The 15,266-nt window shown below is 48.4% G+C and carries 13 protein-coding genes; 10 read left to right on the top strand and 3 right to left on the bottom strand.

Annotated elements, in window-relative coordinates:
• Positions 1 to 40: 40 nt before the first annotated feature.
• Positions 41 to 553 carry a CsgE family curli-type amyloid fiber assembly protein gene (locus DXT99_RS06375; protein ID WP_181885046.1) on the bottom strand — a complete coding sequence of 171 codons (513 nt, stop codon included), beginning with the start codon at positions 551 to 553 and terminating at the stop codon, positions 41 to 43.
• Positions 554 to 1,001: 448 nt separating this feature from the next.
• On the opposite strand from DXT99_RS06375, the gene DXT99_RS06370 reads away from it, so the two are divergent.
• Both DXT99_RS06370 and trxA read left to right on the top strand, forming a co-directional pair.
• Positions 1,002 to 1,811: a class I SAM-dependent methyltransferase gene (locus tag DXT99_RS06370; protein ID WP_115564710.1), complete on the top strand. Its 810-nt coding sequence runs from the start codon at positions 1,002 to 1,004 to the stop codon at positions 1,809 to 1,811.
• A 114-nt stretch (positions 1,812 to 1,925) separates the two neighbouring features.
• Positions 1,926 to 2,234, top strand: a complete 309-nt coding sequence (gene trxA / locus DXT99_RS06365; RefSeq protein WP_115564709.1) for a thioredoxin — start codon at positions 1,926 to 1,928, stop codon at positions 2,232 to 2,234.
• A 65-nt stretch (positions 2,235 to 2,299) separates the two neighbouring features.
• On the opposite strand, the gene DXT99_RS06360 is transcribed toward trxA, so the two are convergent.
• On the bottom strand, positions 2,300 to 3,679 hold the full coding sequence (locus tag DXT99_RS06360) for a sensor histidine kinase (RefSeq protein WP_115564708.1): 1,380 nt from the start codon (positions 3,677 to 3,679) through the stop codon (positions 2,300 to 2,302).
• A complete protein-coding gene (locus tag DXT99_RS06355) occupies positions 3,669 to 5,051 on the bottom strand; it encodes a sigma-54-dependent transcriptional regulator (protein WP_115564707.1) in 1,383 nt (460 codons plus the stop codon). The genes DXT99_RS06360 and DXT99_RS06355 overlap by 11 nt, the downstream gene beginning before the upstream one ends.
• A gap of 304 nt (positions 5,052 to 5,355) precedes the next feature.
• Between DXT99_RS06355 and DXT99_RS06350 the strand changes: the two genes are divergently transcribed.
• The 8 genes from DXT99_RS06350 (at position 5,356) to DXT99_RS06310 (ending at position 15,264) form a co-directional block, all read left to right on the top strand.
• Positions 5,356 to 6,606 (top strand): efflux RND transporter periplasmic adaptor subunit, encoded by a 1,251-nt coding sequence (locus tag DXT99_RS06350; protein WP_115564706.1) that lies wholly within the window; start codon positions 5,356 to 5,358, stop codon positions 6,604 to 6,606.
• A gap of 63 nt (positions 6,607 to 6,669) precedes the next feature.
• Positions 6,670 to 7,389 (top strand): ABC transporter ATP-binding protein, encoded by a 720-nt coding sequence (locus DXT99_RS06345; RefSeq protein WP_115564705.1) that lies wholly within the window; start codon positions 6,670 to 6,672, stop codon positions 7,387 to 7,389.
• Positions 7,390 to 7,767: 378 nt separating this feature from the next.
• A complete protein-coding gene (locus DXT99_RS06335; protein ID WP_115564703.1) occupies positions 7,768 to 10,197 on the top strand; it encodes an ABC transporter permease in 2,430 nt (809 codons plus the stop codon).
• 73 nt (positions 10,198 to 10,270) lie between these two features.
• The gene (locus DXT99_RS06330; protein WP_115564702.1) at positions 10,271 to 12,661 is read left to right on the top strand and encodes an ABC transporter permease; all 2,391 of its coding nucleotides are present in this window, start codon (positions 10,271 to 10,273) and stop codon (positions 12,659 to 12,661) included.
• A 35-nt stretch (positions 12,662 to 12,696) separates the two neighbouring features.
• On the top strand, positions 12,697 to 13,449 hold the full coding sequence (locus DXT99_RS06325; protein WP_115564701.1) for a toast rack family protein: 753 nt from the start codon (positions 12,697 to 12,699) through the stop codon (positions 13,447 to 13,449).
• Positions 13,450 to 13,521: 72 nt separating this feature from the next.
• Positions 13,522 to 14,082 (top strand): ABC transporter permease, encoded by a 561-nt coding sequence (locus DXT99_RS06320; protein WP_115564700.1) that lies wholly within the window; start codon positions 13,522 to 13,524, stop codon positions 14,080 to 14,082.
• A 17-nt stretch (positions 14,083 to 14,099) separates the two neighbouring features.
• Positions 14,100 to 14,591 (top strand): hypothetical protein, encoded by a 492-nt coding sequence (locus tag DXT99_RS06315; protein WP_115564699.1) that lies wholly within the window; start codon positions 14,100 to 14,102, stop codon positions 14,589 to 14,591.
• Positions 14,592 to 14,790: 199 nt separating this feature from the next.
• Positions 14,791 to 15,264: a DoxX family protein gene (locus tag DXT99_RS06310; RefSeq protein WP_115564698.1), complete on the top strand. Its 474-nt coding sequence runs from the start codon at positions 14,791 to 14,793 to the stop codon at positions 15,262 to 15,264.
• Positions 15,265 to 15,266 lie beyond the last annotated feature (2 nt).

Genomic DNA, 15,266 nt, shown 5'->3' with positions numbered 1-15,266 from the left:
GCTTTTCATGGTTATGGTTGCATAGCTGCTAAAATCTGTATTAAAATACCTCGCGTTCCTTTTTACCTTCAGCTTCCAATTGCTTGTTCAGTTGGTCGTTCACCAGGTACTCATAAACAACTCCCAACATGTACGTTGCCACCTCTTCTATAATGTCGTAGCGGGGTTGCAAAGGTTGTTCAAATAGTTTATCCTCATTCACAGACAAGGAAACAACTGTTATATTCCCACGGCTTGGCAACTCTTCTATCTCTATCGTGAAGTTACGGGCCATAGGAGGAGCCTCCCACTGCCTTTGAAACACCTCATAAAAATCACGCCCTGCTTTTGTAATGGTATTGTCTACAATCAATCCATCGATCTCAAGATCAGCAGAGCTCCGGATGTTCTGCTCGTATTGATGAAGTTGTTCTGAAGTGAGGGGCAGGCGTGTTGTATCCTGCACTAAGGAGTCCAGTAATACTGGCTGCTGTGGCTGTGGCTGGTTTTGCTGCTGCGCATAGGCTTCCCCGGCTCCTGCCATGAGCAGAAACAGGCTAATACATTTTAGCACATATGGGACTATGTTACGCAAGTAGAATTCCGAAGATAAAACAGGTAATATTATAGAACCTTTATGTTTTAGCTTATACCTTAACTTTTCTCAAAAGTTTACCTAATCGTATATTATGTATAATTTTCTATCAATAAAGGGAGAAGCGAAGGGTATGCTGAGCATCGAATGCCACAATAGACTTCCGACATCCCAAAGTCCAGTTTGTGGGATTCTAAGCCTATACCATTAGCTGAATTGAGGTTTGAAGCCTCGAATTGCTCCCGCTGCGGTAGCTAGTACATGTATTCTCTTTTTAAAAAGTAAGGTACTACTGCTACTGAAGTTATTTATTTTCTATAATTTACTTTTCAGGCGACAGCTACTATCCACTCGACAGCTTTGCCTTCAGGTCCATTCTACTTGCCAATAGTTATACATCATGTTAGATAACTTTCCATAGAAATCAATGAACAACTACGAGAAGTACTTCGAAAACAACCGCCAGCTTTGGAATAAGCGAACCCCGCTGCACCGGCAGTCAGACTTTTACAACGTACCGGCTTTTTTAGAAAGCAGGACATCACTTAACAAAATTGAACTGGAAGAACTCGGTGACGTAAGCGGCAAATCGCTGCTGCACCTGCAGTGTCACTTCGGGCAGGATACGCTATCGTGGGCGAGGCTGGGCGCCAAAGCGACCGGTATTGATCTTTCTGATGCTTCTATTGAGGAGGCCAGCAGGTTAAACCAGCAACTGGGGTTGGATGTTACTTTTGTGCAGTCTAATGTTTACGACCTGAAGGAAAACCTGCAGGGGCAGTTTGATGTAGTATTTACCTCCTACGGCACCATTGGCTGGTTACCAGACCTTGAGAAGTGGGCCGAAATCATCCATCATTTCCTGAAGCCGGGCGGCACCTTTTACATCGTTGAGTTTCATCCGGTGGCCTGGATGTTCGATGATGATTTCCAGCACATCGTTTACCCATACCACAACACGTTTGAGCCCATCGTTACAGAAACAGAACAAAGCTACACCGACGGCAGCAACCATGAAAAGCTCAAAGAGTATGGCTGGAACCATGGTTTAGGGGAGGTTATCTCATCCCTCACTACCAAAGGGCTCCGCCTTGAATTCCTGCACGAGTTCCCGTATTCGCCTTACAATATCTTCCGGCATATGGTGCAAGACGAAAACGGCTACTGGCGCATCCGGCACCTGGAGAACAAGATTCCCTTGCTTTACTCCATTAAAGCAACCAAACCACAGGAGTAAATTTTAAATTTCAGCAAGTATCTCTCTGCATTTGAGCCACTGTATACTTGCTGGAATGATGAAAACTACACACCTGCAGTAGCCGTATTCTGGTTATATATAATTACTAAAGCTATGGCCAAAAAATCATTCCAGGAATTAATTAACAGCCCGGACACACCTGTGCTGGTCGATTTTCATGCCGAGTGGTGTGGCCCGTGCAAAACCATGTCGCCGGTTGTGAAGCAGGTAGCCAGCCAATTTGAAGGAAAGCTGAAAGTAATTAAAGTTGACATAGACAAAAACCAGGCTGCGGCGGCACAGTACAGGGTGCAGGGCGTGCCCACATTTATTCTCTTCAACAACGGGCAGCAGGTATGGCGGCAGTCTGGTGCCATGCCGGCCCATGTGCTGTCGCAGGCAGTGCAGCAGGTTGTGTCTTAATTTTGAATAACTGAATTCTGAATGACTGAATATGCAGGGAGTGTATTCAGTCATTCAGTATTCAGTTATTCAGTTATTGCCTTCAACTGCAGGCTGAAAACTGTAGGGCCACCGGGTTGAGAATTTACACGGATGCTGCCGCCGTGCTGCCGGATAATCTGCTTTGACAAACTGAGCCCGATGCCGGAACCCTGCTTTTTAGTGGTATAAAACGGAATAAAGATTTTATCCCGCACATCTTCAGGTATGCCAGCGCCATTGTCTGTTACATCAATCCGGACCCTGTTCTTTTCCTGTTCCGGTATATAAGCCAGCACTTCCACACAGGGCTTTTCTGCTGCCTCACAGGCCTCCATACCATTCTTAATAAGGTTTATCAGCACCTGCTCCAGCTGCTCTGCATCGGCCTGTATCGCCAGGTTCTCTTCGGGCAAGTATAGCTTTAGGCTGATATGCTGGGTCTGCATGTCAGGCTGAAGCAGCCGACGCACATTCTGCAGCAGCTCCCTCACCTTAACCGGGCGAAGCTCTGAGACAGGCAGGCGCATCAGGCGGCGGTAATCCTTTACAAAGTGTAACATGCCGGCACTGCGGCGCTCTATCGTCTGTAGCCCTGCCTGCATATCTTCCAGCACCTCCTCCTCAATAGGCTCCCCTGCTGCCTGTTTGGCGATAACCTCGCTCTCCAGCAAACCCGCAACAGTAGAAGTGAGTGAAATAACGGGCGTCACAGAGTTCATAATTTCGTGCGTCAGCACCCGGATCACCTTCTGCCATGTCTGCAACTCCTGCTCCTCTAACTCAGACTGGATGTTCTGTAACGTCACAATCCTGAGCAGCTGCCCCCGAGAATAGAGTTCAGTAACGTGCACATTGAGCAGCAGCTGGTCCTGCTCCTGCGTTACTGTTATTAATGATTTCTCATTATGCTTTGTATGCCACAACGCATAAACCAGCTCCGGGCTTAGCCGCTCTAAAGCATGTATGTTTCGCAGATGCGGCACGCGCAGCAGTTCCTTTACCACATGGTTTACCAGCTGCACCTCTCCTTCCTCATTGAATGTAAGAATACCAGTACCCACCTGCTCTATTATGGTTTGCAGGTAATGGTAATGCGCTTGTTTCTCTGTTTTCACCCGCTGAAAGGATTCAGAAATCTCGTTAAAGGAACTGTAGAGGTCACGAAAAGAGGAATTAGCGCCCTCCGCGGCAAAACGTTGTGTAAAATCAGAATGTTTGATAGCCTCTAAAAAGCTGCTGATATCGCGGTTGGTGCGCTCTACAAAGTAAAGCATGTCGTAGAGTTGGAACAGCACCAGCAGGAAAAGACAGAAAGCCGTCATATACCAATCTGTGCGGTAGAGGACAAATACAGTCAACACAATGATTGCCACTAACAGCAATAACCGGAACAGCAGCTTTGCCTTAAAGCCGTTAAAGACCATGCTTCTCTATTCTTCGGTAGAGGGCGGTGCGGGTAATGCCCAGTTCTTTTGCCGCGTGCGTAATATTGCCCGAGTGTTTGACCAGCGCCTTCTGCACCATCATTTTTTCCAACGTGTCCAGCGTATAGTCGTTATCGGCCAGGCTTTCTACCATCTGCCGCTGCTCCTGGGCAGCCACGCTGGGAGCAAAGTAAAAGTCGTCGGCCTGCAACTCGTCTCCGTCGCAGAGTATAACGGCGCGCTCCATGGCATGGTCCAGTTCGCGGATGTTGCCGGGCCAGTGGTACTCGTTCAGGCGGCGCAGTGTGTTCTGGTTCATGCGCAGGTTAGGGCGCTCGTATTTTTGGCTGTAGATTCTCAGGAAATGCTCCGCCAGCAGTTTAATATCTTCCCGGCGCTCCCGAAGCGGAGGCAGGTGTATTTCTACGGTATTGATGCGGTAGAGTAAATCCTGCCGAAAGCTGCCCTCCCGCACCATCTCATAAAGCGGCATGTTAGTAGCGCAGATCAGCCGGATATTGATGGGCCGGGGCTTATTAGTACCCAGCCGGATGATCTGGTGGCTTTGAAGCACTGTCAGCAGCTTGGCCTGCAACGCCAGCGACAGGTTACCGATCTCATCCAGAAAGAGCGTTCCATCGGTGGCTGCCTCAAAACGGCCGGCGCGGTCTTCTTTGGCATCTGTAAAAGAACCCTTGGCATGCCCAAAAAGCTCGCTCTCAAAGAGCGTGGTGCTCACGGCACCTAAATCCACTTTCTCAAAAGCCTTGTTTGCCCGTTTGGATTTTCGGTGCAGCGCCCTAGCGGCGACTTCTTTACCTGTACCGTTTTCGCCCAGTATCAGCACATTGGCATCTGTGCCTGCTACTTTGTCTATTGTCTGGTACACCCGCTGCATAGCCGGCGACACACCTATAAATTCACCATAATGATACACGGTATCATTTTTCTCAGCCGCCTCTGCCGTCCGGGTTTCCTTGCTGTTGTTCTTCTGAGAGGCAGATTTCAGAATCGCTACCAGTTTCTCGTTCTGCCATGGCTTCAGCACAAAGTCTGCCGCTCCCTCTTTCAAGGCGCGCACAGCCAGCTCAATATCGCCATAAGCGGTCATCAGAATCACAGAAGTGTTCGGGGACATCTGCCGGATCTGCTTCAGCCAATATAATCCTTCTTTGCTGGAGGTGGCCCCGGTACTATAATTCATATCCAACAGTACGACATCCACAGGCTGCTCCTGCAGTAACGAAGGAATTTTATAGGGATCGGAGGTAGTTTGTACAGATGTAAAATGCTGCTTTAAAAGCAGTCTGCCTGCCATCAGAATATCATCTTCGTCATCAACTATCAGTATGTTGCAGGCGATTTTACTCATGGTTCAGGTGTGGTTTTGCAGGATTGATGTATGTAAATTACGCTTTTTCATGCAATATGCCATGCCAACCGCTAAGAATGCAAGTGCTGCCGCAATTCTGCTAGTCAATAAATGACCTGACTTGCAATAGCTGTTCGGATGCAGACACCCGGGTGTTCGGAACCGGACACTATATCCATAGCACAAAGGCTATATCACTACTTAAACACTTGTTAATCAATACCTTATACTTTGTGGCACATTTATTGGCAAATGCAAACCAGACAGAACGATAAACACATAAGATTTAAAATATAGCCTCGAAATGGACCGCGTAATTGAAAAGAAAACGAACACGCCAAAAAGGATAGCCATCGTAGTAGGTGCTGTGGCACTGCTTGTGCTTCTGATTTATAACCTGCTCTTCGCAGAACACACCTCCAAACTGAATGTAGACAGCGAGCGTGTGACTCTGGGTAGTGTGCAGGACGGCGTGTTCCAGGAATTCATTGCGATTGATGGTTCTGTTGAGCCGCTTAAAACCTTTTACCTCGATATAGCAGAAGGTGGCCGTGTAGAGCAGGTGTATGTAGAAGACGGACAGACGGTGCAGGAAGGCGATACCATTCTGAAGCTTTCGAATACCACCCTCCAGATTGACTTCATGACCCGCGAGTCTCAGTTGTACGACCTGATGAACGAGCGCCAAAACTCGGAGATTACCATGAAGCAGGACCTGATCCGCAAAGAAAACGACCTGGCGGAAATTGATTACAGCCTGACACTGGCGCAACGCAAGTATGAGCGCAACAAGATGCTGATAGCAGAAAACGTAATTCCACAGGAGGAATTCCAGGCGTCGGAGGATGAGTACAACTACCTGAACAAACGCAAAACCCTGGCCGATCGCTCCGTAAAGCAGGACGCCAAACTGATGGATGACCGCCTGCGCCAACTGGACCTCTCTATCTCCCGCATGAGCGCCAACATTGACATGGCCCGCAAAACCCTGAATAACTTATATGTACTTGCCCCTATCACCGGTCAGCTTTCATCGCTTAAGGCAGAGGTAGGAGAATCGAAGGGAGCAGGCGAGAACATTGGCCAGGTAGACAACATGAGCGGCTATAAAGTGTCGGCTAACATCGACCAGCACTATATATCGCGTGTATACGAAGGCCTTACCGGCACCTTCGACTTTAACGGAAAAACGCACGAGGTAAAAATAGCCAAGGTGTTCCCGGATGTGCAGAACAACACCTTTAAAGTAGACATGCATTTTGCAAGCGACGCACCGGAGGGTATACGCCGCGGCCAGACACTGCAAATGAAGCTTAACCTGAACGATGGTGGCAATGCTGTGCTGGTACCACGTGGCGGCTTCTACCAAAGCACAGGCGGCAACTGGATATTTGTGGTAGACGAGTCAGGAGATTTTGCCACAAAGCGCAACATCAAGTTAGGCCGGCAGAACCCGAACCACTACGAAGTGCTGGACGGGCTGCAGCCAGGCGATAAAGTAGTCCTCTCCTCCTATGATAGCTACGGCGAAATTGACAGACTAGAGCTTAAATAATAAACACCGCCACTGGTACAAAATAAAACTAAAAAGAAAACCTCAATCTTAAGACACCTAATTATGAACAAGGAAGACTTGATTATCGAAACAAAAAACCTGCAGAAAAAATACGTGACGGATACGGTGGAGACCACTGCCCTTGCCGGCGTTGATCTGAAAATCGTGAAGGGCGAGTTTGTCGCTATCATGGGGCCCTCTGGCTGTGGCAAGTCTACGCTGCTCAACATCCTGGGCATGCTCGACAGTCCTTCTTCCGGTACATTCACCTTCCTGGGCCAGGAAATCAGCAACGCTACGGAGCGCCAGCGCGCCAAGCTGCGCAAAGAGAACCTTGGCTTCGTGTTCCAGAGCTTTAACCTGATTGATGAACTGACTGTGTCAGAGAACATCGGGCTGCCACTCGCTTACCTGGGTGTGTCGAAAGACGAGACAAACAAACGCGTGCAGGTTGCCATGGAGCGTATGGGTATTGCCCACCGCCGCAACCATTTCCCGCAGCAGCTGTCTGGTGGTCAGCAGCAGCGTGTGGCCATTGCCCGCGCCACAGTATCCAACCCAAGCCTGATACTGGCGGATGAGCCGACCGGTAACCTCGACTCGGTGCATGGCCGAGAGGTGATGGCACTGCTTTCTGAGTTGAACGAAGCTGGCACGACGGTAGTAATGGTAACGCACTCCCCTTCCGACGCGGAGTACGCCCACCGCATCGTGAACCTGTTCGATGGCCAGATAGTAACCGAAAACCTGAACGTGAAGCGCCACGCATCAGAGCTGCTTTAGTTTCTGCCATGAGAAGAAAGTTGTTTGTTAGATAAATTGTTTGTTAGAAATGAGACGGCGCGGATATTCCGCGCCTGCCTCTTCTAAATTTCTTTAATAAGGGTTCTGTTTCTCTGATACTCCTGCAGCCCCCTGTTCATTGCTATCACGCTGAAACACAACCAAGCTTCTGCTTCCATGAAGCGATGATCAACTGGTTCATAGCGCGATTTGATTAACACCGCCTGCTTCCCTATACCTGCAGCATAAGCTGAATTATACATTGATTTTGCTATTGCCTTTTCTACTGTCAGTGAGTTTGCTAAAGGGGCGACGCTGCATAACGGCCCTAAAAAGTAAAATACCTTAGAACCATTCCACAAGCTTAAATAGATTCAGATGCTGCACAACTACTTTAAAATAGCGTTCCGAAATATTGCCCGAAACAAAGTATATGCTGCCATAAACATTGGCGGACTGGCAATAGGTATAGCCGCCTGCATTCTGATCTTTCTGTTTGTAAAGGATGAACTCAGCTACGATCGTTACCATTCCAAGGCCGACCGTGTGTACAGGGTTACCCGTGACTTCATATCTAATGATGGTTCTGTAAGCTTGCACCTGGCACGTGTGGCACCTCCCATTGGACCTCTTTTAGAACAGGATTTCCCTCAGATAGAAGCCGTGGCAAGAATGGTCACCTTCGGAACTATGCTGGAAAACAAAGAAGCTCAAAAAACCTTCCGGGAAGATGACATGTTCTTTGCGGAACCTGGAGTACTTGATATTTTTGACATCAACCTGGTGAAGGGAAATCCGGAGAAAGCGCTGCGTGAACCGTTCACCTTGCTGATAAGTGAAAAAACAGCTAAAAAATACTTCCCAGGAGAAGATCCGATTGGCAAGGTGCTGCACTTTGGCGAAGGCTCCAGTTTGCGGGTGGAGGGTGTTTACGAGTCTTTCCCTAACAACTCTCACTTGCACCCTGAATTTCTGGGTTCTTTTATTACCCTGAATGACTCCTCTGTTTTTGGTGCCGAAGAACTTAAAACCAACTGGGGTAATAACTCCTTCCCTACTTACTTGCTGATGCCATCAGAGGAGGAAGCAAATAAGATACAGGCCCAGCTTCCTGCTTTCCTTGACAGGCATTTAGCAGGCACAGACGATGCCGACGGAGATAAGCCGAGCGAATATACCAACCTATACCTGCAGAAGCTTACCGACATTCACCTGCGCTCCAAACTGGACTCAGAACTGGAAGCAAACAGTGATATAGACAGTATCACCATACTTTCTATAGTTGCCATCATCATTCTCCTTATTGCCTGTATTAACTATATTAACTTAAGCACCGCCCGCTCTACGAGCCGCGCTAAAGAAGTGGGTGTGCGTAAGGTGATCGGCGCAGCGAGGCATAACCTTGTTTTCCAGTTCTTACTGGAATCAATACTACTTGTGACCATTGCTACCATCCTCTCTTTGGGAATAGTTGAAGTTTGCCTTCCCTGGCTGAACAGCTTTACCGGTAAAGAGATTGACTCTAATCTGTTTACTGACCAGTGGCTGCTGTTACTCCTCTTTTTACTGCCAGTGTTAGTGGGTGTTCTGGCTGGTTTATACCCTGCTTTATACTTATCCCATTTCCAGGCTGCAACGGTACTGAAAGGCACGTTGAGCAGTTCCTCCAGAAACCCGCTGCTCCGTAAGTCACTGGTGATTGTGCAGTTCTCTATTTCCATTATCCTCATTATTGCCACGGGTGTTATCTTTCAGCAGCTGATGTACATCCAGAACAAAGACCTGGGCTTTGATAAAGAAAGGATAGTGATTTTACCGGAGTTCACGACACTAACGCCACAAATAGAAGCTTTTAAAGCTGAGTTAACCAAATCTTCTGCGATAGAGGGAGTAGGCAGGTCCCAGCTGATTCCAACAGAGCAGCTTCTCAACTCTGCAGGTGCACAGGTCGCCAAAGGAGACAGCCTGGCACCAACCGCTGCTACCATTAAGTTTGTAACCGTTGACCATGACCTGATAGATGTGTATGACATGGAAATAGTGGCAGGCAGAAACTTCAGCCGCGAATTCAAAAGCGATGACACAGCGGCTTATATTCTCAACGAGGCAGCCGTTCGCATGATAGGCTGGCAAGATCCACAGCAGGCCATCGATCAGGCCTTTACCTATGGCGGGAATAATGGGCGTATTGTGGGCGTGGTAAATGACATCAACTTTGAGTCGCTGCATAAAGAGATTTCGCCGATGGTATTTATGGTTACAGGATGGGGCAGATACCAGAATATCTCTATTAAGATTAGCGGGGACACACAGCAGGCGCTGGCACATATAGAGAACACGTGGAACAAGTTCCTGCCCACCTACCCGTTTGAGTATGAATTTATGGACCAGCTGTATGGGCAGACGTATGAAGCGGAGCAAAAGAAAGCTCAGATTTTCAGCGTCTTTTCCTGTATCGCCTTCCTGATAGCATGTTTAGGTTTGTTTGGGCTAGCCTCTTACACCACAGTGCAGCGCAAAAAAGAAATCGGTATTCGGAAGGTATTCGGTGCTCCTGTTGCCAGCATCGTTGCCCTTATCTCCAAAGACTTTATGAAACTGGTACTGATAGCCAACTTGCTAGCCTGGCCCATTGCCTGGTATGCCATGCATCAGTGGCTGGATGACTTTGCTTACCGCATCGACATCAGCACCGACATATTTATACTGGCTGCTACCGTGGCTTTTGTTATCGCCATGGCTACTATCAGCTACCAAGCTATAAAGGCTGCCACATCAGATCCTGTAAAGTCACTCCGGACAGAGTAGAAGCCGCATATATTCCTATGTTAGAGAAACGGTATCGCGTCTGATTCTACCTTAAAGATAAACAGGTAAAACTATGTTCAGTAACTATTTTAAAATAGCCTTCCGCAACCTTTTCCGCAATAAGGTCTACTCCACCATTAACATTGCTGGTCTGGCTATTGGGGTAGCTTCCTGTGTGCTGATCTTTCTGTATGTGCAGGATGAGCTGAGTTATGAAAGCCACTTCTCAAAGGCAGACCGCATCGTGCGGTTGGCCGGCGAGATTAGGTTTGACAGTCAGGAGCCAAACAAGTTCGCGCTTTCGCCTCCGCCCATAGACCATGCCCTTCGCCAGGACTTCCCGGAAGTGGAGCATGTGATACAACTTCTTCCTGCCCGCACCCAAACAGTATGGTACAAAGACAAAAGCTTTAACGAAGAAGACATCTTTTATACTGACAGTACTTTATTCGAGGTTTTTGACTACAAGTTTGTTGCTGGCGACCCTAACACGGCCCTGGACGAGCCCCGAACGATCGTATTAAGTGAGGGCATGGCCGAAAAGTACTTCGGAGATGCAGAAAGTGCCATGGGTGAACTCCTGAAGTTCAGTAACTACTCCTATAAGGTGACTGGTGTTTTCCACGACCAGAAACACTCCCACATTATAGCAAATGCCTTCTTGTCCCGAAGCACGATAGCGGGAGAGGATGACAGGACGAACCAATGGTTCAACATGAACCGCTATACCTATGTTCTGCTGCAAAGTGAGGCCCAGATACCTGTTTTCCAGGAAAAACTGGATGCCTTCGCAGCAAATACTATTACGCCCTGGATCAAAGAAAATGAGCTCAATGCAAGCCTGAAGTTTATCCTGCAGCCGCTCAAAACGATTCATTTTGACACCGAATTTGAGGCCGATATCTCTCCTGCCGGTAACATATCGTACGTCTACATCTTTGCGGCAGTAGCTGTTTTTATTCTGCTGATTGCCTGCATTAACTATATGAACCTGGCCACCGCCCGCTCCTCAAAGCGTGCCAAAGAAGTGGGTTTACGCAAAGTGGTTGGAGCAGAAAGAAGCCAGATAATCAGCCAGTTTATAGGTGAGTCGATGCTGATGACGCTGATGGCGGTGGTCTTAGCACTGGGCATCGTGCAGATGCTCGTCCCGCTCTTCAACGATCTCACAAATAAAAGCTTTGCCTCTAACTTTATGTTCCAGTGGGAGTTCCTGCTGCTGTTGCTGGCTGTTATCGTGTTTGTGGGCGTGGTGGCAGGCAGTTACCCAGCCTTCTTCCTCTCTAATTTCAAGCCTGTGGATGTTCTGAAATCAGACAAAGTGCCGGGAGGAGGCAGCGCCTCGCTGAGAAAGGTACTGGTGGTGACTCAGTTTACGATTTCGCTGATCCTCATTATCGGTACCATTGTAGTGTTCACGCAGATGCACTTTTTGCGCAGCCGGGACCTGGGCTTCAATAAGAACCAGGTAATGGTTATCGATATTCCGAGCGGCGACTCTACCCTGGTGCAGCGCCTGCCAACCCTAAAGCAGCAACTGCTGCGCAACCCAAACGTGGAGATGGTATCCAACGCTGACGATATACCGGCAGAAACAATGTCGAAGCTGATGACGCTGTCTGAAGTAGACGGTAAAATGGTGGAGAGAACAATGAACGTGATGTTTGTGGATTACGAGTTCATAGATGTGTTGGGCATCGGGCTGAAAGAAGGCCGCAACTACAGCCGTGACATGAAGACAGACCTGAAAGGAGGACTCATTATCAACGAAGCGGCAGCCAAATGGCTGGGCTGGTCCGACCCGGTTGGAAAACGCATGCAGCTGATTGATTCGGACGCTAAAATAATAGGCGTGGTACAAGACTTCCATGTAAAGTCGCTGCACACTAACGTAGAGCCACTCATACTGGCGCTGCGACCTGAATCACCGGGGTACCTGCTGGCCCGCATCAAAGCAGAGGACGTGGTGTCTACTATCGGTTTTGTGGAGAGCACATGGCGCAATTTTGATTCCAGGTACCCATTGCAGTACTTTTTTATGGATGAGCATTTCGACGCGCAATACCGCGCCGAGGAGAAGATGCTGACGGTGTTCGGCTACTTCGCTGGCCTCACTATCCTGATTGCCTGCCTGGGCCTGTTTGGCCTTGCCTCCTTTACGGCAGAGCAGCGCACCAAGGAAATCGGCATTCGCAAAGTGCTCGGCTCCTCCACCGGCGGCATCGTGCTGTTGCTCTCCAAAGACTTTGCCCTACTGGTGCTTATATCAATTGTGCTGGCAAGCCCGCTTGCCTGGTACGGCATGCACACCTGGCTGCAGGACTTTGCCTACCGCACAGAGCTAAGCTGGTGGATATTTGCACTCTCTGGTGCCGTAGCCATGCTTATTGCGTTACTTACCGTGAGCCTGCATGCTATGAAGGCGGCACTCAATGACCCTGTTAAGTCGCTGCGGGCGCATTAAGCTATCAGATCTCGACTCACATAAAGACAACATATATGAAAAGAATAACCCTCATCGCTACACTTCTTCTGCTCCCTCTACAAATACTGCTGGCACAGCAGGAATTCGAATACAAGAAGACAGCCTCTGCAAGCGGCGCTAAAAAAGGCAAAGTAACACTGGATGTACCAGCCGGTGTTTTACAGGTTACTGCCGACGCTGCCTCGCTGGTTGAGACGCAGGTAAAATACTCGAAAGCCGAATGGCTGCCGGTGTTTACCAGCAACGACAGCAAAACAGCCCCTGAATACAGCTTCCGGCAAAAAGAGATGTCTGGCAACAACAGTAAGAACACCAAAAACGAGTGGAATGTGAACCTGAGCAAAACAACGCCTCTCGACCTGCACATAAAAATGGGCGCAGGCGAAACAAAGCTGGACCTGCAGAACAGTAACATCAACAAGCTTACCCTGAATGCCGGTGCCGCCAGCTGCGACATTAACCTGCGTGGCAGCAAAATAAACGACCTGGACGTGAATGTCGGGGTGGGCGAACTCAACCTGGACCTGCGGGGCAACTGGGACCATGATGTGGACGTGGATGTTGCCGGAGGTATAGGCGATGTAACCATCAGAATCCCTAAAGGCACTGGCGCGCGCATAAAAAGCAGTGGCCTCGGAAGCAGAGAGATGGCTGGCCTACAAAAAGAAGGCAATTCCTATGTTAATGCCGCGCTGGGCAAAAGCAGGCACACCATTAACATCTCCGTTGCCGGTGGTCTTGGGAGTGTTACCGTGCTGCAGGATTAGTAGCCACTAAAGGTCTGAAGTTAGCTGCTGCCATGCAAAAATATGTGTATTCAATAGTTTAGATTTAGCATCATGCTCAAGAATTACTTTCTCATCTTCTTCCGGAACATGGCCCGCATGTCACCTGGCAACATCAGAGAGACCATGGCGCATATAGAGGCTACCTGGCAGCGCCTGGCTCCGTCTCATCCGCTGGAGTACTTCTTTCTGGATGAAAGTTTTAACGAGCAGTACCGGGCTGAGGAGAAAATGCTGGCCATATTTGGGTATTTCGCGCGGCTTACTATCTTCATCGCCTGCATGGGGTTGTTTGGCCTTGCCTCCTTTATGGCAGAGCAGCGCACCCGCGAAATTGGTATAAGAAAAGTATTGGGTTCATCTATTTCGCAAATCGTGGTGCTGCTGACGAAGGATTTTGCCTTGCTGGTGCTGCTGTCTATTTTGCTGGCCTGCCCCATTGCTTGGTACGGTATGCAACAATGGCTGCAGGACTTTGCTTACCGCACCCCCATCAACATCTGGATTTTTGTTCTTTCCGGCTTAGTCGCCCTGGCGCTGGCCATCTGTACGGTTAGCTTTAAGGCTGCCCGCGCCGCAATGTCAGACCCGGTACTGGCCCTGCGAACAGAATAGGCGTCAGTTTAGATTGTTTGTTCTTTTTTAAAGCTGCCAAAATATTTTTTTACTCTCCTGAAGCAACCTTATCACCCTGGATCACATCTTTAAAAATAAAAAAAGCTATGAAAAATACACCTGCCGTTTTCTTAACCTCGCTGGCTGTCAGTGCTATCAGCCTGACTGTTCCGTTACCAGCGGCTAGTACTGTAATCGATCTTTTCATAGGAGAAGAAATTGCTGTGCAGGACCAGTCCCCCACTGACTGCGAAAGCCGCCAGCATACCATTTCCAAAACTGATGTTGAGAGAAGTCAGTATGAGCATAAAAGCGCATCGGATCAGGAGAGTATCAAACTGCTGCGCTGTCTGTCAGAGCAAAGGAACCTTATAAAAGCTGACTCTGAAGCTGCTTTCCCGCTTATCAGCAGATTTTCCTTTTATTATGCAGATATCAAAAGGATGCTGTGTATGCCGGAAGGGAATCAACTTGCTGTGAACCAACATGAGCATTTACCACATCTATAACAATCCGGTACTGATCATAAGAAGCAGCGTGCCTGGCTACGATGAGGCAATCTTCATCTATGAAAACCGCCTGATTGTCGAATAAACAATTTATTAATACTTCATACAGTTATATTCACAGTAAAGCTTTACATGCTGCCTCAAAAACGACGGATGCAGCTCTGAGATAAATACGCCAGACATATTAATACCCGCACCTATGGATGCAAGCGTTTTCTCCTTCTTCCGACGCCACAGTGCCTATGGTGTGCTTTTCCTGAGGTTCGCAATCGGTGTGTTTATTATATATGGCGTGCAGGACAATGTTTTCAGCTGGGCCAGAATGATGGAGTTCAGAGACTTTCTACAGCTGCACGGTGTGCCTTACCCGCTAATAGCAGCCCACCTCTCTGTTTATGTGCAGTTTATCTGTGGCATTCTGTTGCTTATAGGAGGCGCTGTTCGCCTTGTAGGGGTCCTTTTTATCATCAATTTTACAGCAGCTATCTTTATTGCCCATATAGGGCAGTCTTTCCCGCAGTACTATCCTGCGGCACAACTCATAGCCTTAGGCTTTTTCTTTTTGTTTAATGGAGCAGGCCCACTGTCACTGGATGCGTATATAGCACGTACACGGAAAGAGCAACATACAAAGCTGCCTGTAAACGAACCATCTGTTATTCGAAAAATCTAACA

This window comes from Pontibacter diazotrophicus (assembly GCF_003367245.1).
In the GTDB taxonomy this organism is placed as follows: Bacteria; Bacteroidota; Bacteroidia; order Cytophagales; family Hymenobacteraceae; genus Pontibacter; species Pontibacter diazotrophicus.
Note: the sequence above shows the minus strand (reverse complement) of the source record. Positions and strands in the feature narration are given on the sequence as shown.